Genomic DNA, 25,096 nt, shown 5'->3' with positions numbered 1-25,096 from the left:
CGGCATACTATCAGCTAATAGTGGAACTGTAAAATAGTATGATTAAGGTGAATTTGCACATCCACATTGAGAAAAAAATGATTTGAAAAAAATTATGGTGGTGGGCAGAGAAAAATTCTGCCCACAAAAGAAGTTTGCAGCTATTATCCTTTATTAGGTTTACAGAAGCGGAAAAATATTTGACAGCAAATAAAAAAGTTAGTAAAATTTCAATGAAAATGTATCTATCAGGAACGTTTTCTGATACAATATAACTGTATCCAAGATACAGGTCTATTTAGGAGAAATATATGGATAAAAAAGGAAAGAGCAAGAGCGATATTACATATCACAATAAGGATGTCCTGTCCAAGGTCATGGCGGAGAACTTTAAGGACAAATCCTTGAAGGTCTATGGAATTGACGTCCCTAAAATCAAACAGGTTTTACCGACAAACCTTCCTGAGATTCAGGTCAATGAGATGCGGATTGACAACCTGTTCCTTTTAGAGGACGGCTCTATAGCAATCATCGATTATGAAAGTTCTCTAAAATGGGAAAACTATTTGAAATACCTGAATTATGTTGTACGCATTCTGGAACGGTATAAGCAGGAAGCAAAGTATATCCGCATGATTGTGATTTATACAGCAGACGTTGAGCAGGCGGAGGATGAATTTCATGCAGGCTGCCTGACTTTGAGACTGGAACAGGCATATTTAAGGAAGGTAGATTCCAAAAGCATAAGGGATGTATTAGAGAAAAAACTGGAAGATGGCGTACCGCTGTCAGATGATGAACTGATGCAGTTTATCATATTGCCGCTTACTTATAAAGGAAAAGAAGCGAAAAGAGTGGCAGTCAAAGACGCTGTGTATCTGGCTAAGAAGATCACGGACAAAAAGAACCAGATGTTTGTACTGTCAGGGATTCTGGTCTTTGCGGATAAGATTATTGATGCAAGAACGGCCGATCAGATTAAGGAGGTAATTCGTATGACACAGGTTGCACAGTTATTATTAGAAGAGGGAAGAGATAAGGGAAGAGAAGAAGAAAGAACCGAGGGAATGAAAGTATTGGTTGACAGTCTCAGGGCATTTGCCATTCCTGATGAAGATATCATAGGCAAGCTGATAGAAAAGTACCAGCTTACAAAAGATGAAGCGGATAAATTTATTAAGCAAAACTAAATCATAGATGTGTTTATTTATTGTATACTAGTAGAACCGGGGCAGAGATGTCCTGGTTTTTTATGCCTTGAAAAGGTGTTATTTTCGAACACAAATCAAAAAGCAGTACAGAAAGTAGAAAGAAGGTGGAGTTGATGAAAAAATTTATGGATGTAGATTTGATCCAATCTCTGAAAGCTGTCCTGCAGCAAAATACAGGATTCTATCAGAGCGATTTTGAGATCGACAGACAGATCCTGGCGAGGGCGGCGTCTGAACCGGAAGGCAGGGACAAGACGTTCCTGTGGCTTTCCCGCCCCTGCGGAACGCATTGCCTCAGGGAACGTGAGGTGTTTCTTAAAGGCTCCCCCGCATACGGCGTATGGCAGTTCTTTGGAAATCGAAACCATAACGGGGTGCTTGCTTATGCGGCAGAGATTACGCACGATGAGGGGGATAAAATCCTGGGAAACCTGTATGAACTGGATTTTGGGCAGCACAGCAGGCATGTGGAGGATAAAGCGCTTCCCACGGACTATGTGAGAGTAGTTTATGAGCATGGGAGCAGGAAACAGTCTGTAACAAAAACTGTTTCCAGTGAGGAGGATCTGCTGTTCGGAAAGTACCTGTATTCTGAATACCAGACAAATGAATCGGATGCACACAGACATATCCTGTGGGAAGAAAAACAGAACCGTGACCGTTTCAAACAGGGGGATTTTCAGGAGCATATTGTATCTCTGCGGATTGGCAGGATTGAGACAGAAGCAAAGCGGATTGTTGAAAAAATAAGAACTCTTGAAAAGCCAAACAGTTCAGATGGAAACTATTTTATGGCCGAGCTTTCAACAGTTTTTACTGCACTTGCATCCAGTGAGGACTTGGAGTCTCTCGATCATATGATGCCGTATAAAGAATACTCTTTTTCTGAGATAAAGGGGTGGCATGGCAGGTATATTTTCGTTGCAAAAGAGGAAAATCGGAATCGAAATATCCGTAAAATACAAAGTAGAAAGAAGGAAAGAAAATGAAGACAATCAGTTTATTGAATTTAAAAGGCGGTGTCGCAAAAAGTTTTTCAACAGTGAATATTGCGTATGAGTTATGGCGCAGGGGCTATAAGGTCTTACTTTTGGATAACGATAAGCAGGGGAATTTAAGCAAGGCATACCAGAGATATGACCCTGAGAATATAGCTCCGATCACAAACCTTCTCTGCGGAAACTGGCAGAATCCAAAGGAACTGATACAGCCTACCGATTATGACGGCATAGACATCGTAACGGCTAATATGTCGCTCTTCGGAGCGGTCTGGAACCTGATAAAAGGCGAAACAGATAATCTTGCAGGGAAATATAAGAAGTTCATGGAAGCCATAAAGCCGGAAGAAGAGAATACTGCAGATCATGGTTCTGCTGCAGGATATGATTATTGCATCATTGATAACCCGCCAGATATCAGCCTGAATGTAATCAATGCCCTTGCGGTCACGGATGAGGTCATTGTGCCGGTAAAAATTGACGAGGACGCTCTGGAAGGGCTGGATATCGTTGCAGAGCAGATTGAAGATGCAAAGGCGCTGAACCCTTCTCTCCAACTGCGCGGCGTTTTAGTCACTGCATACCAGAATACAGACGGAGAGAAAGCGGGCTTGGAATGGCTGGAAAGGGAATGGGATAATGCGGATAGCCGCCTGTATCGGAAATATCCAGTTCTGGGAATTATCAGATATTCACGGAAGGTTGCGGAAAATTCCTTCCTGAGAAAGCCGATCTATGAGTACAGTCCATGCTGTGCCGCCGCACAGGATTATAAGCGGTTCGTGACAAACTATACAGGGAAAGGAAGGTAAGAGACATGGCAAAATTTGGAATCAACGACATTATGGATATCAAGAGCAAAACTTCCGGTGCAGACGGGGCAAATGATTATAAAGAGATCTGGCTGAACCCATACGAGGTGAAGCCATCTGACAGTAACTTTTATGCCCAGGAAAATATCGAGGAGCTTGCGGACAGCTTCCTTGCGGTGGGACAGCAGCAGCCGACAGTCCTTGGGAAGGTGGACGGCCAGTTCTGGATCGTAAGCGGCCATCGGAGGAACCGTGCAAATATCCTGAATATAGAAAGGGGGCATCAGGAATACCAGCAGGTACGCTATCTGTATAAGGATATGACCCAGCCAATGCTGGAGCTTTCCCTGTTGATGGGAAACGCATACAACCGGGAACTGACGGCGTGGGAGAAAACCCAGCAGGCAAAAAGGCTGAAAGAGGCATTGATGAGGGCAAAGAAAGAGGACGGACTGGAAATACCGGGAAAATTGAGGGATGTGGTCGCGGGCCTGATGAATGAGAGCAGCTCGAATATCGCAAAGATGGAGAGCATTACCCACAATGCGGTACAGGAGATACAGGATCAGTTTAAAAACGGGAATATGGGAATATCCGCCGCATATGAGGCGGCAAAGCTGTCACCGGAGGAACAGAAAGCAGTCGCAGAGAAAACCGCAGAGGGCAAAAATATTTCCGTGAAAGAGATTGCAGGGAAGCGTACAGCAAAAAAAGACGGCGGAAATAAAGGCGGCTCAAAAGAGAATACGCCGGATCAGTCAATTTCAGAGCAATCAATTCCAGAACAGGAAATCCAAGAACGGACAATCCAAGAACGGACAATCCAAGAACAGGCAATTCAGAAGGAGAAGCAGAAGGAAGGGTTCGAATCGAACACGGTGCAGCAGCCGCAGAAAGAAGAAAAACCGGTGGAAAAAATGTCACATACGGAGAAGGTATTCCAGCATAAGAAAATCCTGCGTGAATGGGAGAAGCAGAGTACAGTGATTACCCGCGCGACAAAAAGGGTTGCTGATGCGATAAAAAAGGTGTCCGAATCGAACACCGCACCGCAAAAAAACTGGAAGGATATCGACTGGGCCGTATTCCTTACGAAGGCAATCATGCACCGGGCAGACCAGGTGAGCGAAGAGGATCTGTACCTGCTGCATGATATCATGAGCCGCTGTCAGAAAAAGAACGAAGGGAAATAAGGATGGATGAAACCATGGAGAGAATAAAATTTATTGAAAGACGTCTGATTTTTGTAGACGACCTGAAAAATTTATGTGCGGATAAAAACTTGTATACGATGGGCGATGAAAAATGCCTGGGGAAGATGCTGAACAAATGCAGGAAACCGAATATCACAACGGAGGATATCATCGAAATTGCAAAGGATATCCATATATACAGCCACCTGCCTGAGGGTATGGATTTTACGGATCTGTGCTCTGAAATAGCGGAAATCTCGCACTCATTTTTCGAAAGGATCACGATGGATTGACGGACTGTGCAGGTGGCGTAAAACTTCAAAAAATCAATGATATATTATAAATGTGAAGCAAGCTGATTAGCGCAGGAAAAAATTTCCTGTAAAATGGATCTGCAAAAAGGAGGGCAGTATAACGACAGCAATCAGCAAAACATTCAGAAAAATAAATCCAAAGGAAGATATGCGCTCTATATAAAAATGTAAAAGCAGACACGTATATGTGCGTTTGGAATTGACATTTCCAGCCAAAGGGCATTATAATTGTTCATAAGATATTTCAAATCTTCATTCAGTATTGGATCACCAGATTGTCTTTCCCTGTCAGATTATCGGCAAAAAATCAGAATCCACATTTCAGAAACATTTAAAAAAAGGTTTCGTCTGTATTTTCAATGTATCATTTCAAACGCACAAACAGAAAAATTTGAAAAATATTATGTTGCGGCAGACAGGACGGGTTGCCCTGTCTGCCTAAAAGAAGGGGGGATCATGAACGAGTCCATTGCGATTATTTTTTGAAAGGGGGCAGTATTCTGAGTAAATTCAGATTAAAAAATACTTTTGGCAAACCTTGAAAACACGATAACTCATATAGTATACTGAACATATCAAAGAAAGGACCACAAGATGTCTGATAAAATACAGAAGTTAAAACCAGATACAGTATTGAAAAATTACTGGCGTAATAACGAGCAGTTTGCAGATCTCTTCAATGCGGTTTTGTTTGATGGGAGAACAGTTATAAAACCCGAAGAATTAGAGGATGTAGATACGGAAGAATCTTCTGTATTAGAGCATAAGGAATATGCGGAGAGCATTCAGGCTTCCAGGGACAATATAAAAATAAGGAAGAAATCTGTAGTTCACGGAGTGGAATATGTACTGCTTGGAAATGAGAGTCAGCAGCATATTCATTATGCTATTCCTATGCGTATTATGGGATATGATTATGGCACATACAAAAAACAGTATGACGACAATGCAAAAAAATATCAGACCGCAAAAGGAATGGATGAAGACGAATATCTGTCAAGAATGAAAAAGACAGACCGGTTTGCACCTGTTATTACAGTTGTGGTCTACTATGGTGATAGGCCATGGGACGGCCCGACTACCCTGCATGGGATGCTGGATATTCCAAGTGAACTCGCTCAATATGTAAATGATTATAAAGTGCTGCTGGCAGAAGCAAGACGCAATGATCTGATCCTGCATAATGCAAATAACGTGGATTTATTCAATCTGCTGGAAATTATTCTTGACAGGAGCATATCGAAGAACGAGTCGAAGAGAAGAGCGATACAGTATGGTGAGGAACATCAGGTCGATAAGTCAGTTGTTATGACTGTCGCAGGTGCAACGAATAGTAAGATTGATTATAACGCTTTTGAGAAAGGAGATGTGACTATGTGTACTTTATTTGATGAGATTGCAAAAGAAAGCGAAACGATTGGAGAAGCACGTGGTGAAGCAAGAGGAAGGGCTCTGGGAATTATTGAATCAGGATATGATTTTAAGCTCCCCGAAAACGATATTCTGGCAAGATTGCAGAAAAAACTGGATATCTCCTTACAGCAGGCACAGGAATATTTGAATCTGTTTAAAAAGCAGACCATGCAGCCATAGATATACAGTAGTAAAAAGTGTTCGGATCGAACACATTAATGCTATATGGAAAAGAAGTTTCTTTTCATCACAGTCTTTTACATCGGAATAGCGTATACGAATTAGAATCATGGAGCGGTGGGTTATATCCTGCCGCTCTTAAATATTTTACAAGAGGAATTACAAATGAGATACTGTGCAGATGAATTGCATTATGAGAGGGTAAGGATACTTGAAAAAGAAGCATTCTTTACCTGCGACAGGATACAAAGGGATTCTGTGCCGGAGGGGCTGTATCAATATGAAGTCCGCCATGATGACGATGGATTTGGCAATCCGGTACAGATTGCAAAGGGCATACTGGTAAATTTTTATGGGAGTCTTTTATGCAGAGAAAAACTGGAAGATGAAGAAACGCAGGGGACTATATATCTTTCAGAAGAGGATTGGCATTGGATGACAGACAGGAGTATCACATTGGATGAACTACAGGGGAAGGAGATAGAGGAACATTTATAAGTTCCGCAGATAGCTATGAATGTATGATGGATAGACATATAAGAAAAATTTTGTCAGAATTTTAGCGGAAGGACAGAGGGGTGTCCATTATATTCTGTTAAGATAATCGGGACAAACCATCAGGAATAGTGAAGGATGTATATATGGAGCAAATGATAAGAAAACTATACCTTTATACGAGAAAAGAAGAAAATCAGGAAGAGGCGATCAGTAAGGAATTTCAGAAGGAAATTGTTGCAATACTGAGAACAGAAATAGAGCAAAAGAATGAATCAGAATTTGAAAGAGTCCGCGATATAGCCTTTATGATAGGAGCTGCTGGGGAAGAAAACGGTTTTATAAAAGGGTTCAAGTATGCATATCGCTTATTTATGGAATGTAATCAAAAGTATAAAGAAGCAAGCGACGATAAAAAGGAATTAGAAGGCCTTATCAGCAGGCTCCAGGCAATCACCCAGAAAAGAGCAGGGGAACTCGAACAGGCAATCAAGTCATTGGGGAGGTGATTATAATGCTGCAGAAGCCGTATATACCGTATGATTCAGAGCGCATTAAAAAAATACTGAAATGCGTTGGAAAAACGATTGCAGATATAATATCTATCATTGGGAAAAAGGTATCATCCATAGATTCTATTGATGAAAAATCTTCGGTTTCCGATGTGGACAATCTCATCGAGATATTTGAAACATACAAGGAAGAAACCAGAAAAAAAACAAGTGAGATTGAAGAGTCAGTTTATGCAGAGGTATCTTCCTTTACAGAAGAACTTGAGATTCTTTTTGACGATCGGGAAACACTGATAAAAAAATATGGAATCAGCAGAAAGCGTATTGCGCGGCAGATTCATCATTTATTGGCGGAAGTAAGAGGATATATCGACAATGAGGTTTGTAAGAGTATAACGTTGAGTAATCAGGAATTGAGAGATGTCATTCGAATGATACCTGGAAATCAAAAAGAACAGGCGATGAATGAATTTGCTGACAGAGTGTTCAGGGAAGCATTAGATACCTATTGTCAGCATATCCGTGAAGAACTCTCAGTTTTTTTTGAAGAGATAGAAGAAGGGGTCCTGTCTGTAATCGAAGCAGCCAAAGAAACTGCAGACAGGAACAGCCGTGAATTAGAAAATATAAATGCCGATAATTGTGAGGAACAGTCTGAACGGATCATTGCAAATGCAAATGATCTTATCATTGACTGCAGTGTGGCTGAATATGTGTTGAAGGGGTGAAGGGATGGGCTTAATTGGTTGGATTGGTAGACAAATTGGCAAAGGCATAGAAAAAATAGGAGATAAGGTTGCAGAAAAGACAGGATGGTATGGGATAAGCGAATTGGGAACGGCAATACAGGATATTTGTTCCGAGGAAGTATCTAAAGAGGGCTCTTATGATAAAAATGTAGCGAATGTCCTTACTACAGAGAGGTTGAATGAAATACTGGTTTCGTTCTCTGAAAAGTATCTGCATCATTGTGAGAAGCTGGAAGAACAGTGCATTGAAGAGGTAGAGGATTATTGTAATGCATTGATTGATTTATTGGAGGAATCATCAGAATTTACGAAAGATACCTCTAATCTGAAACGTGTTAAACGGAATCGTTCGAAAATCCGTACCACAATTATCGGCAGTTTAAAGGAACCGCTTGCAAAGAGGATGTCATTGGATGATCCGGAATGTCTGAAAATATTAAAGCTGGATTCCGGTAAAGAAAAAGAAAAGGCGATGAAAAAATTCAGTAAAAAAATAATACGGGAGTCCCTAAATAATCTTGCTATGAAGGTGACGAATGTGCTTCAGGAGCAGACAGAGGAAGCGTTCAGAGAGAATCAGGAAAATTTCAAAGAAGTGGTCTCTTTGGTGAAAATGTTGTTGGTTAATTCTCTCTTAGAGGACATGGAGGAAATAGATTAGTTGGTGAAATAAATTCGCTATTGGTGTGTACGGTTTTGTTTTCGGGTAGTAATATTGAAAACAGCGGAGAAAATAAAAAGATATCGTATTGTTTAGAAAATGGGCCTGTTCATTAAATATAGAATAAAGGAGAATCGGAGAATGAAATGCAAAAAATGTGGAGCCCTCTTGGAAAGCAGTTGGAAGATTTGTCCGAATTGCGGAACACCGACCGGGGCACAAAAGTCAGCACAGCATAAGAAAAAAGCAGTATATAAAAACTGGTGGTTTTGGGTGATGATCCTGCTCCTGATTCTTGTGCTGGGGCTTGCGGCATACATAGGCATTCTGTCCCAAAAAGGAACAAAGGATGAAAATAGAACGGAACCAAAGAAAGAGGAAAAAGAAGCAGATTTTTCCGGTATTGATATGGAAACGCTGTTAGGACAGCCAGAGGACTACGCGGTAGAACTCGGACTGAAAAATTCAGAAGGGAATCCGGCTTATACGGGACTGGATGGCAGTGTACAAGCTGTGTATCAGGAAGGGAATCTTGTAAACATTGTGATCCAGAGCAGCGGAGAAGAAGGGCCATCCTTCCATGGAATCAGAATCGGAATGCCAAAGGAAGAAGCGGCAGGTAAGATGAGTGACGCTTATCCTGAGATTGTTGATTCCGGGGAAAGCATACAGTTTATGAACCTTGATACAAAGAGGAATGTAGTCTGCGGATTAAATGGGAACAATGTTGCCAATATCAATGTCAGTTTCCTGTCGGATGAAGAAATCGGAAATTACAGGCAGGCCAGGGAAGAACAGATGCGGGCACAGTATATCTTCCCCGACAGCAACAGCCGGTATCTTTCCGAAGAAGAGGTAAGGGGTGTAGAAACTGGCAGGCTTTTTATCGGAAGGAATGAAATATTTGCAAGGCATGGATATATTTTTCAGGACGAAGGACTGCAGCAGCATTTTAATAGTATGCCATGGTACTCAGGAACCGTGACGGCAGAACAGTTTAATGCAGATGCGGTTTTTAATGATTTTGAGAAAAAGAATGCGGAGTTAATTAAGCGTATAGAGGATGAGATTAACGGAGTAAGTGCTCCTTCTGAAACATTCATAGGCATGCCGGGAGTGTATGTATCTGCTAATTCATTAAGTGGAACCACAATGGGGAATACAGGAAAAATTGAAATCTTAGACATTGGAGAAAATACAATTCGGTTCAGTCTTGGAATTTTAGATTGGTCAAATACTATATTGACGGAAGATGCCGCAATAATAAATAGTAATACGGCACAAATTAATTTATATGGATTTGTAATTACGTTTACATGGACAGATGGAGAAAATCTATATGTAACAAATCAGGGGGAAATAACTGGTATGGATTCAGGATCAATTTTTGATGCAACAAATAATCAGGGATATGTAAGACCATATGAATTCAATAAATGGTAATGATAAGAGTAGAAAATTTATAATTGTTATAAATATATATAGATAAGATCATGTCAGTGGCCAAGGTGTTCTTTTAGAACATTCCTCATGGAACCTGCCAATCCTATCCCCTGAAAAAATGTCAGATTATAATTATATATTATAATAATGAGTCTTAATCGTAATCACACTACATACAGGGCAGAATCCACCTACCGGGTTCTGCCCATTCTTTTTGGCTCAAGAAAGGAGGGCTTGGATGGGAAGGATTCTACTGGCACTGATAAACGTTGCGGCTGCCGTACTCGAAGAAGTTTTTAACGATGATTAGAAGCGGCGGTTTATCAGCTATTTTGCAACTCTATTATGGAGATTCGTATAAGTAAAAGCAGAAGAAAGAGAGGATTTTATTATGGCAGCAAACGTTGAGAGTATGTTTTATGTAAGGGAAACACCGTGGCATGGCCTGGGAACAAAGGTAAAAGAAGCACCCGCATCCAATGACGCACTGATCCTGGCCGGCTTAAACTGGCAGGTGCTCCAGGAGCCGATCTTCACAGCCGCAAGTGAACCGATTGAGGGCTACAAGGTCAATATCCGTGATTCGGACAGGAAAGCCCTGGGCGTGGTGACTGACCGATACAAGGTCATCCAAAATAACGAAGCCTTTGCCTTCACAGATGAATTATTAGGCGAAGGAGTCCGGTATGAGACAGCCGGAAGCCTGCAGGGAGGAAAAAAAGTCTGGTTACTGGCACATATGCCCCGGGAGTACATTATTTCCGGGGAACAGATCAGCCCATACCTGGTATTTTCTAACACCCACGACGGTTCCGGCGCGATCAAGGTCGCTCTGACTCCGATCCGTGTGGTATGTCAGAACACGCTGAATCTGGCATTGGCAAAGGCGAATCGCTGCTGGTCCATGATCCACACCGGGGATATCCATGAAAAAATGCAGGAGGCCAGGGACACATTGCTCAGGGCAGAAAATTATATGCAGGAATTAGGGCAGGAGTTTGAAAACCTCCGCATGAAGAAGCTCTCAGACAGGCAGGTGACGGAATACATTGAAATCCTTCTCCCGCTGGAAGATAATTCCACCCCGCAGCAGACCAAGAACATCCGGAAGCTGAGGGAGGACATGAAGATGCGCTATTTTGACGCGCCGGACCTGCAGCATGTAGGAAAAAATGCGTACCGCTTTGTAAATGCGGTATCTGATTTTGCCACCCATGTAGAACCGCTTCGAAAGACTGCAAATTACAAGGAGAACCTGTTTGCAAGGACAATGGAAGGGAATCCGCTGATTGACAAGGCATACCAGATGGTATGCGCAGCGTAGGTGACGGGATGAAACTGGAACATAAAGAACTGGAAGAGATTTTTAGTTTAAAGATCAGCGCAGAGTTAAGCGCCTTTCGGTATGGCATCCTTCAAAAGGAGAAAGAGGAGATCTATCATGCCGCTTATCAGATTGACAGCATGATTCATCTGTATGAACTGCTGATAGAAATGTGCCGGACAATGAAAGAGGAACTCCTTATCATTGCAATCACAATTCCGGAACTTCTGCATTTCCTGTATGGCAGGTGGCTTGAATATGGGGATTCCTATGCGGAGGACCTACAGGGCTGTATTGATCAGGAGCTGGAAGCACTGAAAAACATTGATAAAAAACTGAAATCCCTGAAAAATTATTACAGGACGGAAAGGATGGATGAAATCGCATGAAGAAATTAGTATCGACATTGAACCTGGATAAAAAGGAATGGCTGAAATACCGCAAGAAAGGGATCGGAGGGAGCGATGCCGGAGCCGTATGCGGCCTGAATCCCTACCGCACTGCAATGCAGGTATACAACGACAAGACCTCAGATACGATTGAGGAGATCGACAATGAAGCCATGCGTCAGGGACGGGAATTTGAAGATTATGTTGCAAGAAGATTTACGGAAGCCACCGGAAAGAAAGTACGCAGGGCAAACGCTATGTTCTGTCACGAATCCTATCCGTTCATGCTGGCAGATGTAGACCGGATGGTAGTGGGGGAAAACGCAGGGCTGGAATGCAAGACTGCAAGCCCCTTTATGGCGGAGCATTGGAAAGATGGAAAGATTCCGCTCTCCTACCAGATACAGTGCTACCATTACATGACGGTCTGCAACGCTGATGCATGGTTTATCGCCGTACTTATTTACGGCAGAGATTTTAAATACTATCGGTTGGAACGGGATGAATCCATGCTGGCAGATCTGGTTCGAATCGAACAGGATTTTTGGGAGAGCCATGTGCAGAAAAGAATCCTTCCTGAACCGGACGGTTCCAAACTTGCGGACAGTGTAATAGCGGAATATTATAAAAATTCCGTGGCAGAGATCCTGCCGCTCAAAGGATTTGATGATAAACTAAGACGCCGTCAGGAATTGAAAGAGGATATGGAACAGATGGAGAGGGAGAAAAAGAAGATCGAGCAGGAATTGAAACTCTACCTCGGAGAAGCGGAGCAGGCAGAAAATGAACAGTACAGAGTCTCCTGGAAATCCGTTTCCAGCAGCCGGGTCGATGAAGCACGTCTGAAAGAAGAACAGCCTGAGATTTATGCACAGTACCAGAAGGTGATCCAGAGCAGGCGGCTCATGGTAAAAGCGGCGTAAAAAAATGAGCTGGAGAGAACGGCTTTTATATTGGGCGATCAAAACTTTGTTGAAGGAGAAATAGACGTTGGCAAAGCAAAATATAAAAGAAGAACTGGCAAAGAAAGCCGGAGCGATCAAAGGGGAACAGCCGAAGGAACATGCTCAGATATCGGAGCCAAAGAAACAAGTGCAGATATCGGAATCAGAGAAGCAGGCTCAAATCCAGGGAGCAGAGAAACAAATGCAGATGGTAGTGTCAAGTAATTTATGAAAAACTGAGCTGCAAAAAACAGGCTCAAATGAACCTTGAAAACTGTAGATATCGACTCCGAAAAGCTCTCCGAGGGCTTAGGGCGTTGCCCTAAGAACCCACAAGGGACCAATCCCTTGACCCGGTTTCGGGCTTTGCCCGAACCCATCCTCGCCGGAAGGCAGGAAAAGGGCGCAGTGGCCCCTTTTCTGACAGACAGGATCATCCGTGAGCCTTATGTCAATAGACTTTCGCGGCATATCCTCACCGCCTGACGGCGGCTGCGGTATTCCACGGTTCTATTGACAACAGCTCCGCTCCGGCGCAGAGCCGCCGTTTTTCTGCTGGTTCAGGATGGTCTGCTGGCCAAGGAAGATGAGAAGCTGCCATTTTCCAGGCATGTTGTCAGCGCCCCGCAGCATTTCTACTTCGTTAAGAACTTTGTAGTTCTTGTGTTTATGCGGACGGAGAAAGTTATAGTATGCGACCCAGAGGGCAAGGTCATAGTTGGCACCGTCGATGTGGTCAAAGCCGTTTGTGTGACGGTAAGATGCCTTATAAGTACGGTTGAGCCGTTCAATCATCTGTTTGTAGGGACGGTGTTCTTTGGAAACAGCATCGTCGTTGGTAAGTCCAATCACCTGAGTGATTTTGAATGTAAAATCGTTTCCCAGCTTTTTTACAAATTCCATTGCAGCGAGCGGGTAGGCGCTGTAACCGTCAGCAATGAACTTAAAGTTTTCCGGCAGTTTTGCAAGTCCCCGGAAAGCCATACGCATAGCGAGGATACAGGGGCCGACACCACGGTTATCAGAGATCTGGTAGCCAATGATGGATCGGGATGCGGCATTCATAATGAGCCAGACATAGGATTTGATCCCACGGATTTTGATATAGGTTTCATCGGCAGTAAAAACAGGCCCTTTTTCGTAGGGGTATTGGTCAACAAAAGGTTTCACGCAGATAGCTGCGGTCTTGCAGTAATTAGCGATCTGCTGGTGGGAAATGCCGATGTTGTACAGGTCTCTGAGAGCCTGGGAGGTTTTCCTAAGGGAGAGGCCAAGGTTGACGTGTGGGGTCAGGCACAAGGACATTACGTGGGCATTATGCTTGGTGAATTTCAGGGATGAAGCATTTTTAGGCAGGGTATTGAGATCCATGCTGAAAAAATCCATCGTAAACTCACGGTAGATATAGTGGAGTTTATATTTATTTTTGCCGTAGTCCTGCCTGAGATCTTCTTTATCTACCTTTTTGAGGTTGTAGAGGTAATAAGGACATTTGGGATTGATGCACTTATGGATGATAAAGTGTTTGCGCTCCTTCTTTGGGACCAGGGTATTGCCGCAGTGGGGACAGCGTAGTTTTACAGAGGAGAAGCGGCTTTCATCGGGTGAGAACCTTGCGCTGCAGACTTTGCAGAGAAGCTGTCCTTTGGAACCATTATTTTTATAAAGGAAAGGCTTCGGGGCACCACAGCGGGGGCAGGTACAGCTGTCCGGAATATCGCATTCTGACCGTCGGCTGACAGGGCGTATTTTCTTACCATAACGCTTTTCAAAGTAAGGGATGAGATCTTGATAAGTCCAGTCCTGCCGGAAGTCAGTGACAAGAGGGAGATCGTCAATTTTAAACTTCTGGTACTTTGGAGAATGGGAATCATCAAAAGCCCACTGTTTCAGTGGGATATATCTGCAGATAAAATGAATCAGCCAGCAGTTTTGTTGGTAAAGAGATTGAATGAGAAAGAGTAAATAGGTAATAATATCCATAAGCAATGATTTTCCTTTCAGTGTTTGTGGGATGGTAATAGTATTGACACAAAAAAGGGAGGTCATTGCTTTTTTCTTTGAAAAAGTGGTGAAACCCTTGAAATAATAAGGTTTGTTAAAAAAAATATGGTAGTTAACTTGACACTACCATGCAGATATCGGAACCGGAGGCTATGATAAATCCAGACAGTGAGAAAAGAGTCATCCGACTACTGAGAGCGGATGAGATCGAGTGCCGGGTATCAACGATCAATGAAAAAGGGCTGAGTCTGTTTCTTTTCAAGGATGCCCGTGTAGACCAACGGATTCTGGACGAGACATTTACGCCGTTCGGATGGAAAAGGACCCACCAGTGCATTGACGGGAACCTGTACTGTACCGTAGAAATCTGGGACGAAGAAAAAGGACAGTGGATTGCGAAGCAAGATGTGGGCACGACCAGCTATTCCGAAAAAGAAAAGGGGCAGGCATCCGATTCCTTTAAGCGGGCCTGCTTTAATTGGGGGCTTGGAAGGGAGCTTTATACAGCGCCGTTTATCTGGGTTCCGGAAACAAAAGTAAATATCCAGAGGCAAGGCGACCGTTATACTACTACTAATAAGTTCTTTGTGCATTCCATAGGCTACAACCATCAGAGGGAGATATCCGCTCTTGTGATCATCAACCAAAACGGGCAGAAGGTATTTGAACTGAAACAGAAGCCAGAGCAAAAACAAGGACAGAAAACAGAAAATCAAAATAGAAAAACGGAGAAAAATAGCCAGAGATCGGAGGAACAGAATCGGACAAAGGAGGATAAGAATCGGAAAACAGAAGGAAAGAAACAAAAGCCGGAAGAGCACCCAAAGACGCAGGAGAAGCCGGCCTCAGACAAACAGTTCATGCTGCTTGAAAAAGAACTGAAACGAACCGGAATCTCCATGGAGGCAGTATTATCCAGATACCACCTGACAGGTGTGGAGCAGATGACAGAGGATATTTATTCAAGGGCGATGAACGGGCTGAAAAAGACAAAAGATGCCGCATAAAGTAAGTGGTTCGAAACGAACACAATGGGAATATCATTGTAATAAAAACTTACATGAACGCTCACAGAGATCTTTGGATGAAAACGGAAACCATTCAGGAACTGCTGTAAAAGGATTTAAAAAGTCAGAATATGAAATTGATTTTATGGCAGTTCCTTCTATAAATAACACGACGTGATTTGGGTTCGAAACGAACACCATGGAGCACCATAGGAATTAATTGATGCTTCATACAAAGAACACAGTATTTTTGAATTACAATAGGTGACATCCCCCGATTCTTGCATCGAAGCTGGATCACGGAATCAATTGCTTACAGATAACTATTATCATGAAAAGAGGAATCTATGGATAGGAAGAAAAAAACGAATATGGATGTGCAGTGTCCACTTCTAAAAAAATATAAAGTACATAAGAAATCCTTCTGCAGTAGATCAGGAACAAAGTCAATGTTAGATATTCTTTTTAAAACAAGGTCACACCATGCGCTGGAAGATTGTTTAAAGAAGGATGAGATCTACCAGAAATCAGAAAGAAAAATAGAAGAAGTTCTAAGAAAAATAAACCGGATGGGACTGGATCAGAAACAGTTGGACGCAGTAGACGAGGCATTGTCTATATGCAATTATCACGATTCCCAGTATGGCAGGATTGCATACAGTCTTGGATTTAAAGATGCGGTACATCTTATAATGGAACTTTTTGCAGATTAAGAGAGGATCAATGAATGGAGAATACGAAAAAAATGGAGTATACAGAATTTAAAGAATCCCTGAAAAATCTGGTCCAGGAGAAGTCGGACAGTGATATGAAAGTCGAAATAGTCCAGATCATAAAGAATAACCAGATAAAAAGTGAGAATTTAACATATAAAAGCCGAGATTATAATCTGTTTCCATCAATCTGGCTGGAAGAATTGTATCAGCAGTATCAGGAATATGGAATGGACTGGTGTGTAGACATGGCAGTTTCTATTTTGAAGAATGTGAAAAGAATTGATGAAGATCAGTTGATGGAATCTTGGGAAAGCGCAAAAGGGCGGATCATCGTAGAACTGATCAAGGAGTCCTGGAATCAGGAACTGCTGGTGGAGATCCCTTATAAAGCATTTCTGGATTTGGCAGTCATTTACAGGCTTAAGATGTGGGAATGTAAATCTGGAGATGTAGTCCACACGGTAACAAACGAGATGATGGAGCACTGGAATATCACCGAAGAAGAATTATATGAGACAGCGCTTACTAATCTACAGAAGGAGGAATTTGAGATCATAGGGCTGCATCAGGTGCTCCAGGATATGATAGAAGAGCACATAGATGTAGAACAAAAGGGTGAATTTCATGGATGGGCATATGTATTTACCAATCGAAGCAGAATAAAAGGAGCTGCAGCAATGCTCCGTACCGATCTGCTGAACAGGTTTGCCGAAGCACATGGGAGTGATCTGTTTATACTGCCATCATCAGTCCATGAGGTGATCTTACTTCCGGCCAAAGAAGATGAAAATACAGCGGAGCTTCGCAGGATTGTTCGGGAGACCAATGAAGAGATTGTGAATGAGGAGGAATGGCTGTCAGATGAAGTGTACTATTTCAGGAGAAGTACGGGGGCAGTAGAATTAATTCCGGAATAGACGATTCGTAAAAAATGAGAAATTATATATTGATTACAGATGTTACATTGCAATAGCATTTTGCATTTGAAAATTTTTTAGAATACATTTCGGAATCTTGCAAAAGGTATTCTCTTCAAAGAATAGGATCTATCCCATCTTTTTTACTGTAGACGAATCGGATCAGGATTAATGGCGATCACGAAAATTTTTATCATATGAAAGGCAGTCATGCTCGTTTGTCTGACTGCCATTTCAAATAAATAACTGTATTTTTTTCATATAAGATTCCGCACTGTGTTCAAAATACACTTCTGTCTTACCCCAAACTTACCCCGCTTTACCCCAAATATACCCCATTTTTATCACTCTGAATCACTTTCAATCACTCTGAAATACACTGAACTGAAAAAACAGAAATGGCCGTAAACCCTGTAAAATCAAGGTTTACAGCCATTTTCCTGTGAGCAGGGGATGAGAGAATCGAACTCCCACCAAAGGTTTTGGAGACCCCTATCATACCATTTGACCAATCCCCTGTGCTGCAGCTTGCTACCGCAAGTACTTGACTAGTATATCAACCCGGAGACGGTTTGTCAAGAAAAAAATGAAAAAGTATGTAAAAAATAGTAATAAAATTTGTCGGTGAATAAGTGAACAAAAAAATAGTTTGCATTACGTGAAGAAATGATATTGAGTTTCTATAGGGATTGATGGTATAATCTTGACAGGTGAGGCCGAGAGCAAAAATGACAGATCAAAATGCAGGAAGCTTTGCTTTTCTGCAAGTTGCTGAGATTGGATCAGGTCTGCGAAAGAGGGGTGCTCCGGAGCGGTTCGGGAGTGCTTAGAAGCGAGTTATTTGGGGGACAGGATATGATAACAATTAAAGACATGGCAGAGATGCTGGGAATCAGTACTACGACGGTATCGAATGTGATTCATGGAAAGACGAGCGAGGTTTCACAGAAGACGGTAGAACGGGTGGAAAAGCTTCTGGACAAGTATGAATATGTGCCGAATATCAGCGCCAGGAGTCTTTCACAGAACAGTTCTAAGATTATCGGCGTGGCGCTGAAATGCCGGAAGGACAAGTACGCGAACCTGTTCAGCGATCCTTTTTTCGGTGAGCTGATCGGTGCGCTGGAGGCGGAAATCCGCGCCCAGGGGTATTTTATGATGATCTATACGTCCAATGATATCAGCGAGATCATTCGGAACGTATTGACATGGAATGTGGACGGGCTGATCCTGGTTGGCATGCTCCACGATGATTTTATCCGGATCAAGAGCCGGTATAAGAATCCCACGGTATTGATTGACAGCTACGCGTCCAGGGAAATTATGAATTACGTGAACATCGGGCTGGAGGACGAGGAGGGCGCATACGAGATCACGCGCTACCTTCTGAAGATGGGACACCGGCGGATCGCTTTTTTGGCGGATAATATGGAAGGTGTGGATTATACGCGCTATCTGGGACATTTGAGGGCTCTGGCGGATTATGGGCTGGAGATGAAGGAAGAGAATCTTCTGATCTTCCATCCGGGGACGGTGGAACGGGAATCCAGTTTGAGGGAACTTTATTACCGGGTGAAAAATTATACGGCGTTTATGTGCTGTTCGGATTATTATGCCGTGCTGCTGATGAATTATTTTATGGATCGGGGGATACGGATTCCGGAGGATCTCTCGATCACCGGGTTTGACAACAACTTGATGTCCAGAGTGGTCCGGCCGGCCCTTACGACGGTGAGGCAGGACGTGACAAAGAAGGGACGTCTCGCTGTGGAATACCTGCTGAAAATGATACAGGGGACGGAGTTTTCCGAGTGGGATGTGAAGCTCCCGATTGAAATTGTGATCCGCGACAGCGTGCGGGAGATCCGTCAGGAGGATGCAGGGGACGGAGCTGCTGACTCGAAGGACGTTGTTGAAAAGGCGGATGTCTGCGGGAACTGCTGTAATATGGATGAAAAGGAAGCATAATCGTTTTTTGGCCTGGGGGTGTGAAAAGTGCCGCTGAAAAAGCGGATAACCAGCGGGAGATGACGGAAGAAAGAACTGAGAATACGCCTTTACCGGGCGGGATCAGTTCTTTTTTTGTATGGTTTTAGAATGGAAAAGTGAAAATTCTGTAGAAAATTGTGAGGTTTTTGTGGAATTGAGCGTGAAAAAATGCTATTTTCATGTGTGAATCATCAGGGATGTAGAAAAGTGATGCGAAAAATGCACAAAAAGACGACTGTTTTTAACTTTTTTTGAAACTTATGTGCAAAAGGTATTGACATTTATGAAAAAAGTGTTAACATGGGTTACATAGAAAACCTTATGCGCAAAAGGTCGAAAAATATTGTGTGGCACCGCACAAAAAAGGAGGAAAATAATGAAGAGGAAAGTAATTGCAACATTGTTGGCAGCAACTATGGTAATGAGTTTGGCAGCTTGCGGAGGCGGCGGAGATAACGGCTCATCAGGCGGAGACGCAGGGGACTCCGGTTCATCTTCTGAGTCTGATTCCGGTTCATCAGGCGGCGGTTCCGGTGATTCGATCCGTCTGGTTAACGGCAAGATCGAGATCGACTCTCAGCTGAAGAAGCTGGCTGAGATGTATAAAGAAGAAACCGGTGTTACGGTTGAGATCGAGTCCATGGGCGGCGGTATTGATATCCAGGGTACCCTCAAGGGATACTATCAGGCGGACAATATGCCGGATATCTTTGTGAACGGCGGTTCTACAGACTTCGGCAACTGGGAAGGCATGCTGGAGGATATGAGCGGTGAGGCATGGGCTTCCGATACAGACGCTGCATATGTTGATGAGGAATACGGCACCATCGGATTCCCGTATACGGTAGAAGCAGTCGGCCTGGCATACAATGCGGACATTCTGGAGAAGGCTGAGATTGATCCGGCTACACTGACCTCCCCGGGTAAGATCGAAGAGGCTTTTAAGACACTGGATTCCAAAAAAGCTGACCTTGGCCTGGATGCTGTTGTAGGCTATTGTGCAGAGGCTACAAACCTGTACTGGTCAACAGGAAACCACTTGTTTGCAAATTACATTGACGGCGGTCTGGACCGTGATGATACAACCTATATTGATATGCTCAATGACGGCGGAAAAGTAGACAAAGACCGTCTGACAGATTTTGCGAAGTTTGTAGGTCTTTTGAATCAGTACTCCGATCCGGCGCTGTTGGTTTCCGGTACATATGATCAGCAGATCCTGAACTTTGCGTCAGGTAAGTATGCGTTTGTTACCCAGGGTTCCTGGATCGGCGCTACCATGACAGGCGATGACGCGGAAGCTTATGAAGCAGCAGGCAACTTCAAGGTTGGAATGGTTCCATATGCGTTTGAGGACGGTATGGACACGATCCTGACAAATTCACCTTCCTGGTGGTCTGTATTCTCTGATGGAAACGCAGAGGCAGCTAAGGCATTCCTGCAGTGGTGCTCCGAAGACAAGGCACAGCAGGTACTGGTAGAGGAAGCTGGATTTATCAGCCCGTACAATTCCTGCAAGTATGTTGCAAATGATCCGTTCGCGCAGACGATCGTAGATTACCAGACAGCAGGAAAGACTTCCGGATGGCATTGGCTGGGCATGAAGGAAGGACTTGCACAGAATTACACTGGCCAGGTATTCTCTGACTACGCGGCAGGCAATCTGGATACAGATAAATTTGTACAGACAATGGAGCAGGTAATTCAGGCTTGCTACGCAAACTAACTTAAAGAATTATTTTCTCTAAATGAAAGGAGACAGGGGACATGTTCTCCTGTCTCCATTACAAAATATGAACCAATAGAGAGGAGCTATAAAATGTCTGAGAACTCATCAAGCAGAAAAATGCTGTCTCTTGTTCTTCTGGCCGCAGGGGTGGTTGGTATGGTAGTTTCCTTAGTGATGGACTTTTCCGGCGGCGGAAGTCCGGTCAGGGGACCATTGCTGATCATCGGGGCGATTGCGTTTTTGATCGGACTTTATTTATTCCCGACAGTAGAACATCATCGCAGCATCATTAATTTTATATTTTTGTTTCCACTATTGTTCACGTTTGCAGTGACAGTGATCATCCCGTTGCTTCTGGGTATTTTCTATTCCTTCACAGACTGGAACGGCATCAAATTTACAGGATTTATCGGGCTGACGAACTATACTACGATGTTTAAGGATCCGGCATTTATCTGGTCTGTATTATTGACCTTCCTGTTTGTGGTATTTAATATGGTATTGGTGAACCTGGTAGGCTTTTCGCTGGCCCTTTTGTGTACCAGCAAGCTGAAAGGCGTGAATTTCTTCCGTGCGGCGTATTTCCTCCCGAACTTGATCGGAGGTATCGTACTGGGCTATATCTGGCAGTTCGCATTCAACAACGTGCTCGTTCAGATCACCGCGGCCATCAGCGGCCATCAGAATTCTGTCCTTGCCAATACTAAGACCGCGTTTATGGCGATCATTGTTGTATATATCTGGCAGTATGCAGGCTATATCATGCTGATCTATGTAACAGGTCTGACCACTGTGCCGAAGGATGTGCTGGAGGCTTCTCAGATTGACGGCGCCAACGCATGGACCACTCTGATGAAGATCAAGGTTCCGATGATCGCATCCACGATCACGATCTGTACCTTCCTGACACTGACCTCCGCGTTCAAGCAGTTTGACGTGAATATGGCTTTGACAAACGGTACAGGCTCCGTGACAGACTTCTTCGGAAGCTATCTGACCAATGGTACCCAGATGCTGGCCTTGAACATTTACAATACGGCAATTTCCAAGAACAGCTATGCGCTTGGACAGGCGAAGGCAGTTCTGTTCTTTATCATCCTGGCCTGTGTATCCATCATCCAGGTACGGATCTCTAACAAGAAGGAGGTGGAGATGTAATGGAAATGAAGAAATCGAGAAAGATTATTCTGACCGTGATCGGCATCATTGTCGCGCTGTATACTCTGTTTCCATTTTATCTGGTGGTTATGAATACGTTCAAGAACGCCAACAGTATCGTTGCCAGCCCGGTAGGCTTTGAGGGCGTCAGCCTTGGACAGCTGATGACAAACCTTTCCTCTGTTGTAAATAATTCGAACTTCAATTTCTGGTATGCGTTCGGGACATCTGTGCTCATTACCGTGATCTCGCTGGTTGTACTGGCCCTGTTCGGCGGTATGGCGGCATGGGTGATCTGCCGGAACAAGACGAAATGGTCTACAACGATCTACATGATCTTTATCGCTTCCATGATCATTCCGTTCCAGGTTGTTATGCTGCCGCTGATCTCTACTTTCCGTGATGTGGGAAATTTTGTGGGGATCTCCCTGCTGCAGTCAATCCCCGGAATCGTGTTCGCATACTGCGGATTCGGCGGCGCGATGACTGTATTTATTCTGACCGGTTTTATCAAGGGTATCCCTTATGAGCTGGAGGAGGCGGCATCCATCGACGGATGTTCCCCGGAGGGCACGTTCTTCCGCATCATCTTCCCGCTTCTGACACCGGTTATCACGACGGTTACGATCCTCAATGGAATGTGGATCTGGAACGACTACCTTCTGCCTTCCCTGATGCTGGGACAGAACGGCAAGGTCAAGACCCTTCCGGTTGCAGTGCAGGCTTTTGTGGGTTCCTATGTAAAACAGTGGGATCTGATCCTGACAGCGGCATTGCTGGCGATCATCCCGATGGTGATCATTTTCCTGATTGCTCAGAAGCAGATCATGAACGGTATGGTAGAAGGTGCGATTAAGTAATTGCACAGAATGGTTCATGAAAGTCTGCCTGCGCATATACCGGTAAGCTTCTTTTCGGAAAGGAGTCCGCTATGAATTTATTTGATATGAACGGACCGCTGATGAATGCTCTGAGAAAGCTGGCGAACATTATCCTGTGCAATATTGCATTCTGCCTTCTTTCGCTGCCGCTGTTTACGGTGGGGGCGGCGCTTGCGGCACTGTTCGCCTGCATGCAGGCAATACTGGCGGATGATGAGGATGACATCATTGTCAAACAGTATTGGGACGCGTTTCGGCGGAATTTTAAACAGGCAACCGTGATCTGGCTGCTTTGCCTCTTGGCATTCGTATTTTTGGGGATTTACTATCTGATCGTGTCCAGTATGGGCGGCATGATGGGAAAGGTATACCGGATCAGCTTCTTCATGATGTGCATCCTGTTGCTCTTTGGGTTTCAGTATCTGTTCCCTCTGCAGGCAAGGTATGAGAACCATGTGAAGAATACGCTGAAAAATGCGTGGCTGCTCAGTATCGCGGCGCTGCCGTGGACGATGCTCAGCATCCTTCTGGTCATAGCGGCGGTTTATATTTCTTTCTTTATGAATCCGGACGGCTTGAATCTGGCTGTTTTCCTGTGGGGGATGATGGGGTTCGGGATCGTGGCCTATCTGAACAGCTTCTTTTTTCAAAAGGCGTTTCAGAGGATTGATCCGGAAAAGCTGGAAGTGAAGCATGAGGCTCCGAGGGAGGCTGTGTTTATTGATGAAGAGCACCGAACGTCTGAGGTGTTCTTCCAGGAGAGCAGTTATTCGAATCCGGACTGGAACCGGCAGGCATATCCCGGACAGGGGAAGACGCCGGCAGCCGGGGGAGGCGCCGCAAAGGGCGCGAAGAAAAGGAGATAGCAGGAGTGTGGTGTGCAGTGCGGGCTGCGTTGCTGTCTGCGCCGCTGCTGCGGACAGTGACCGGACTGCTGCTTAAACTTTAACAATTGGAGGAAATTATTATGGCTTCGATTCGTTTTGAAAACGTGACAAAGACTTATGAGGGCGCGACCTCTCCGGTTGTCCCGAATTTGAACTTAGAGATAAAAGATAAAGAATTTATTATTCTGGTCGGGCCGTCCGGTTGTGGAAAATCTACGACTCTGCGTATGATCGCGGGTCTGGAGTCCATAACGGAAGGGGAGATGTATATCGGGGACCGGCTGATGAACAAGGTGCCGTCCAAGGACCGTGATATTGCGATGGTATTCCAGAATTATGCGTTGTATCCGCATATGAATGTGTATAAGAATATTGCGTTCGGCTTGAAGCTGCGCAAGGAGGATCCGGCTGAGATCGACAAGCGTGTGCATGAGGCGGCAAAGATCCTGGATCTGGAGCATCTGCTGACCCGGAAGCCGAAGGAGCTTTCCGGCGGTCAGAGACAGCGTGTGGCCCTGGGACGTGCTATGGTTCGGAATCCTGCGGTATTCCTGCTGGATGAGCCACTTTCTAACCTGGACGCGAAGCTCCGTGCGTCGATGAGGACGGAGATCGCGAAGCTCCACCAGCGGCTGAACATTACGTTCGTATATGTAACCCATGACCAGACAGAGGCTATGACCATGGGCGACCGCATCGTGGTGATGAAGGACGGAATTGTACAGCAGTTTGATACGCCTCAGACATTGTATGAGCAGCCTGTGAACCTGTTTGTGGCAGGATTTATCGGCAGCCCGCAGATGAACTTCCTGGATGTGGAGATCGCGGCGGAAGGCGGCAGGCTCTATGCGGTGCTTGGCAAGAACAAGCTGGCTGTTCCGGAATTTAAGTGCGACGCCCTGGCGAAGTATGCCGGCAAACGGGTGATCATGGGACTGCGTCCGGAGGATTTCCTGGGACAGAATATGCTGACCGAGGACAACGCGATGGATGCGGAGATGAATTTCAGCGAACTGCTGGGCGCGGACTATAACCTGTATATGACCGTAAGTGATATCCGGATCATCGTAAAGATTCCGGCAGCCGGAAAGCAGCCTGAGAGAGGTGCGTACCGGATCGCGGCAAATATGGATCATGCGCATTTCTTTGACAAAGAAACGGAAAAGGCGATCTGCCATTAAATGGTGAAGC

General features: G+C 44.3%; 26 protein-coding genes, 1 tRNA gene and 1 pseudogene. 26 read left to right on the top strand and 2 right to left on the bottom strand.

Features of this window, described 5'->3' with window-relative positions; translation table 11 throughout:
* Positions 1–290: 290 nt before the first annotated feature.
* The 16 genes and pseudogenes from EBB54_RS15740 (at position 291) to EBB54_RS15670 (ending at position 12,849) form a co-directional block, all read left to right on the top strand.
* Positions 291–1,169 carry an RpnC/YadD family protein gene (locus EBB54_RS15740; RefSeq protein ID WP_125128141.1) on the top strand — a complete coding sequence of 293 codons (879 nt, stop codon included), beginning with the start codon at positions 291–293 and terminating at the stop codon, positions 1,167–1,169.
* A 134-nt stretch (positions 1,170–1,303) separates the two neighbouring features.
* The gene (locus EBB54_RS15735) at positions 1,304–2,179 is read left to right on the top strand and encodes a hypothetical protein (protein ID WP_125128140.1); all 876 of its coding nucleotides are present in this window, start codon (positions 1,304–1,306) and stop codon (positions 2,177–2,179) included.
* Positions 2,176–3,000, top strand: coding sequence for a ParA family protein (locus tag EBB54_RS15730; protein ID WP_125128139.1), 825 nt, complete (start codon positions 2,176–2,178; stop codon positions 2,998–3,000). Before EBB54_RS15735 ends, EBB54_RS15730 begins: the two co-directional genes overlap by 4 nt.
* Positions 3,001–3,005: 5 nt before the next feature.
* Positions 3,006–4,193 (top strand): ParB/RepB/Spo0J family partition protein, encoded by a 1,188-nt coding sequence (locus EBB54_RS15725; protein WP_125128138.1) that lies wholly within the window; start codon positions 3,006–3,008, stop codon positions 4,191–4,193.
* Positions 4,194–4,207: 14 nt separating this feature from the next.
* Positions 4,208–4,486, top strand: a complete 279-nt coding sequence (locus tag EBB54_RS15720) for a hypothetical protein (protein WP_170178096.1) — start codon at positions 4,208–4,210, stop codon at positions 4,484–4,486.
* A gap of 615 nt (positions 4,487–5,101) precedes the next feature.
* Positions 5,102–6,100 carry an Rpn family recombination-promoting nuclease/putative transposase gene (locus tag EBB54_RS15715; RefSeq protein WP_125128136.1) on the top strand — a complete coding sequence of 333 codons (999 nt, stop codon included), beginning with the start codon at positions 5,102–5,104 and terminating at the stop codon, positions 6,098–6,100.
* 165 nt (positions 6,101–6,265) lie between these two features.
* Entirely contained in the window at positions 6,266–6,598 is a 333-nt protein-coding gene (locus tag EBB54_RS15710; RefSeq protein WP_125128135.1) for an LPD28 domain-containing protein, read from the top strand.
* A gap of 143 nt (positions 6,599–6,741) precedes the next feature.
* Positions 6,742–7,104, top strand: coding sequence for a hypothetical protein (locus EBB54_RS15705; RefSeq protein WP_125128134.1), 363 nt, complete (start codon positions 6,742–6,744; stop codon positions 7,102–7,104).
* Positions 7,105–7,109: 5 nt separating this feature from the next.
* Positions 7,110–7,835: a hypothetical protein gene (locus EBB54_RS15700; RefSeq protein WP_125128133.1), complete on the top strand. Its 726-nt coding sequence runs from the start codon at positions 7,110–7,112 to the stop codon at positions 7,833–7,835.
* A 103-nt stretch (positions 7,836–7,938) separates the two neighbouring features.
* The gene (locus EBB54_RS15695) at positions 7,939–8,517 is read left to right on the top strand and encodes a hypothetical protein (RefSeq protein WP_148099372.1); all 579 of its coding nucleotides are present in this window, start codon (positions 7,939–7,941) and stop codon (positions 8,515–8,517) included.
* Between the two features lie 99 nt (positions 8,518–8,616).
* Positions 8,617–8,721: pseudogene (locus EBB54_RS32500) on the top strand (zinc ribbon domain-containing protein); the annotation flags it as partial.
* Positions 8,722–9,030: 309 nt separating this feature from the next.
* Complete coding sequence (locus EBB54_RS15690; protein ID WP_243127690.1) at positions 9,031–9,960, top strand: YARHG domain-containing protein; 930 nt, start codon at positions 9,031–9,033, stop codon at positions 9,958–9,960.
* Positions 9,961–10,351: 391 nt separating this feature from the next.
* Positions 10,352–11,284 carry a DUF932 domain-containing protein gene (locus EBB54_RS15685; protein ID WP_125128130.1) on the top strand — a complete coding sequence of 311 codons (933 nt, stop codon included), beginning with the start codon at positions 10,352–10,354 and terminating at the stop codon, positions 11,282–11,284.
* The gene (locus EBB54_RS15680) at positions 11,272–11,673 is read left to right on the top strand and encodes a DUF3848 domain-containing protein (RefSeq protein ID WP_243127689.1); all 402 of its coding nucleotides are present in this window, start codon (positions 11,272–11,274) and stop codon (positions 11,671–11,673) included. Before EBB54_RS15685 ends, EBB54_RS15680 begins: the two co-directional genes overlap by 13 nt.
* The gene (locus EBB54_RS15675) at positions 11,670–12,596 is read left to right on the top strand and encodes a YqaJ viral recombinase family nuclease (RefSeq protein ID WP_125128128.1); all 927 of its coding nucleotides are present in this window, start codon (positions 11,670–11,672) and stop codon (positions 12,594–12,596) included. The genes EBB54_RS15680 and EBB54_RS15675 overlap by 4 nt, the downstream gene beginning before the upstream one ends.
* Positions 12,597–12,663: 67 nt before the next feature.
* Positions 12,664–12,849, top strand: a complete 186-nt coding sequence (locus EBB54_RS15670; protein ID WP_125128127.1) for a hypothetical protein — start codon at positions 12,664–12,666, stop codon at positions 12,847–12,849.
* A 278-nt stretch (positions 12,850–13,127) separates the two neighbouring features.
* On the opposite strand, the gene EBB54_RS15660 is transcribed toward EBB54_RS15670, so the two are convergent.
* On the bottom strand, positions 13,128–14,600 hold the full coding sequence (locus EBB54_RS15660) for a DDE-type integrase/transposase/recombinase (RefSeq protein WP_125128126.1): 1,473 nt from the start codon (positions 14,598–14,600) through the stop codon (positions 13,128–13,130).
* A 173-nt stretch (positions 14,601–14,773) separates the two neighbouring features.
* Here EBB54_RS15660 and EBB54_RS15655 point away from each other — a divergent pair, with 173 nt between their 5' ends.
* The 4 genes from EBB54_RS15655 to EBB54_RS15645 all read left to right on the top strand — a co-directional run bounded on the left by EBB54_RS15655 (position 14,774) and on the right by EBB54_RS15645 (position 17,261).
* Positions 14,774–15,628: a hypothetical protein gene (locus EBB54_RS15655; RefSeq protein ID WP_243127688.1), complete on the top strand. Its 855-nt coding sequence runs from the start codon at positions 14,774–14,776 to the stop codon at positions 15,626–15,628.
* Entirely contained in the window at positions 15,618–15,806 is a 189-nt protein-coding gene (locus tag EBB54_RS29925; protein ID WP_148099371.1) for a hypothetical protein, read from the top strand. The genes EBB54_RS15655 and EBB54_RS29925 overlap by 11 nt, the downstream gene beginning before the upstream one ends.
* Positions 15,807–15,975: 169 nt before the next feature.
* Positions 15,976–16,341 carry a hypothetical protein gene (locus EBB54_RS15650; protein ID WP_004073880.1) on the top strand — a complete coding sequence of 122 codons (366 nt, stop codon included), beginning with the start codon at positions 15,976–15,978 and terminating at the stop codon, positions 16,339–16,341.
* Between the two features lie 14 nt (positions 16,342–16,355).
* Positions 16,356–17,261 carry a DUF5688 family protein gene (locus EBB54_RS15645; protein ID WP_125128124.1) on the top strand — a complete coding sequence of 302 codons (906 nt, stop codon included), beginning with the start codon at positions 16,356–16,358 and terminating at the stop codon, positions 17,259–17,261.
* Between the two features lie 447 nt (positions 17,262–17,708).
* On the opposite strand, the gene EBB54_RS15640 is transcribed toward EBB54_RS15645, so the two are convergent.
* Positions 17,709–17,779 (bottom strand) — tRNA-Trp (locus EBB54_RS15640).
* Between the two features lie 250 nt (positions 17,780–18,029).
* On the opposite strand from EBB54_RS15640, the gene EBB54_RS15635 reads away from it, so the two are divergent.
* From EBB54_RS15635 to EBB54_RS15610, 6 genes are all read left to right on the top strand, one after another.
* Complete coding sequence (locus EBB54_RS15635; RefSeq protein WP_243127687.1) at positions 18,030–19,229, top strand: LacI family DNA-binding transcriptional regulator; 1,200 nt, start codon at positions 18,030–18,032, stop codon at positions 19,227–19,229.
* Between the two features lie 397 nt (positions 19,230–19,626).
* Positions 19,627–20,976 (top strand): ABC transporter substrate-binding protein, encoded by a 1,350-nt coding sequence (locus EBB54_RS15630; protein ID WP_004072818.1) that lies wholly within the window; start codon positions 19,627–19,629, stop codon positions 20,974–20,976.
* 93 nt (positions 20,977–21,069) lie between these two features.
* Positions 21,070–22,137 carry a carbohydrate ABC transporter permease gene (locus tag EBB54_RS15625; protein ID WP_004072816.1) on the top strand — a complete coding sequence of 356 codons (1,068 nt, stop codon included), beginning with the start codon at positions 21,070–21,072 and terminating at the stop codon, positions 22,135–22,137.
* A complete protein-coding gene (locus EBB54_RS15620; RefSeq protein ID WP_125128122.1) occupies positions 22,137–22,997 on the top strand; it encodes a carbohydrate ABC transporter permease in 861 nt (286 codons plus the stop codon). Before EBB54_RS15625 ends, EBB54_RS15620 begins: the two co-directional genes overlap by 1 nt.
* A 71-nt stretch (positions 22,998–23,068) precedes the next feature.
* Entirely contained in the window at positions 23,069–23,884 is an 816-nt protein-coding gene (locus EBB54_RS15615) for a YesL family protein (protein WP_125128121.1), read from the top strand.
* Between the two features lie 101 nt (positions 23,885–23,985).
* A complete protein-coding gene (locus EBB54_RS15610; RefSeq protein ID WP_004072812.1) occupies positions 23,986–25,086 on the top strand; it encodes an ABC transporter ATP-binding protein in 1,101 nt (366 codons plus the stop codon).
* Positions 25,087–25,096 lie beyond the last annotated feature (10 nt).

This window comes from Schaedlerella arabinosiphila, assembly GCF_003885045.1.
GTDB lineage: Bacteria > Bacillota > Clostridia > Lachnospirales > Lachnospiraceae > Schaedlerella > Schaedlerella arabinosiphila.
Note: the sequence above shows the minus strand (reverse complement) of the source record. Positions and strands in the feature narration are given on the sequence as shown.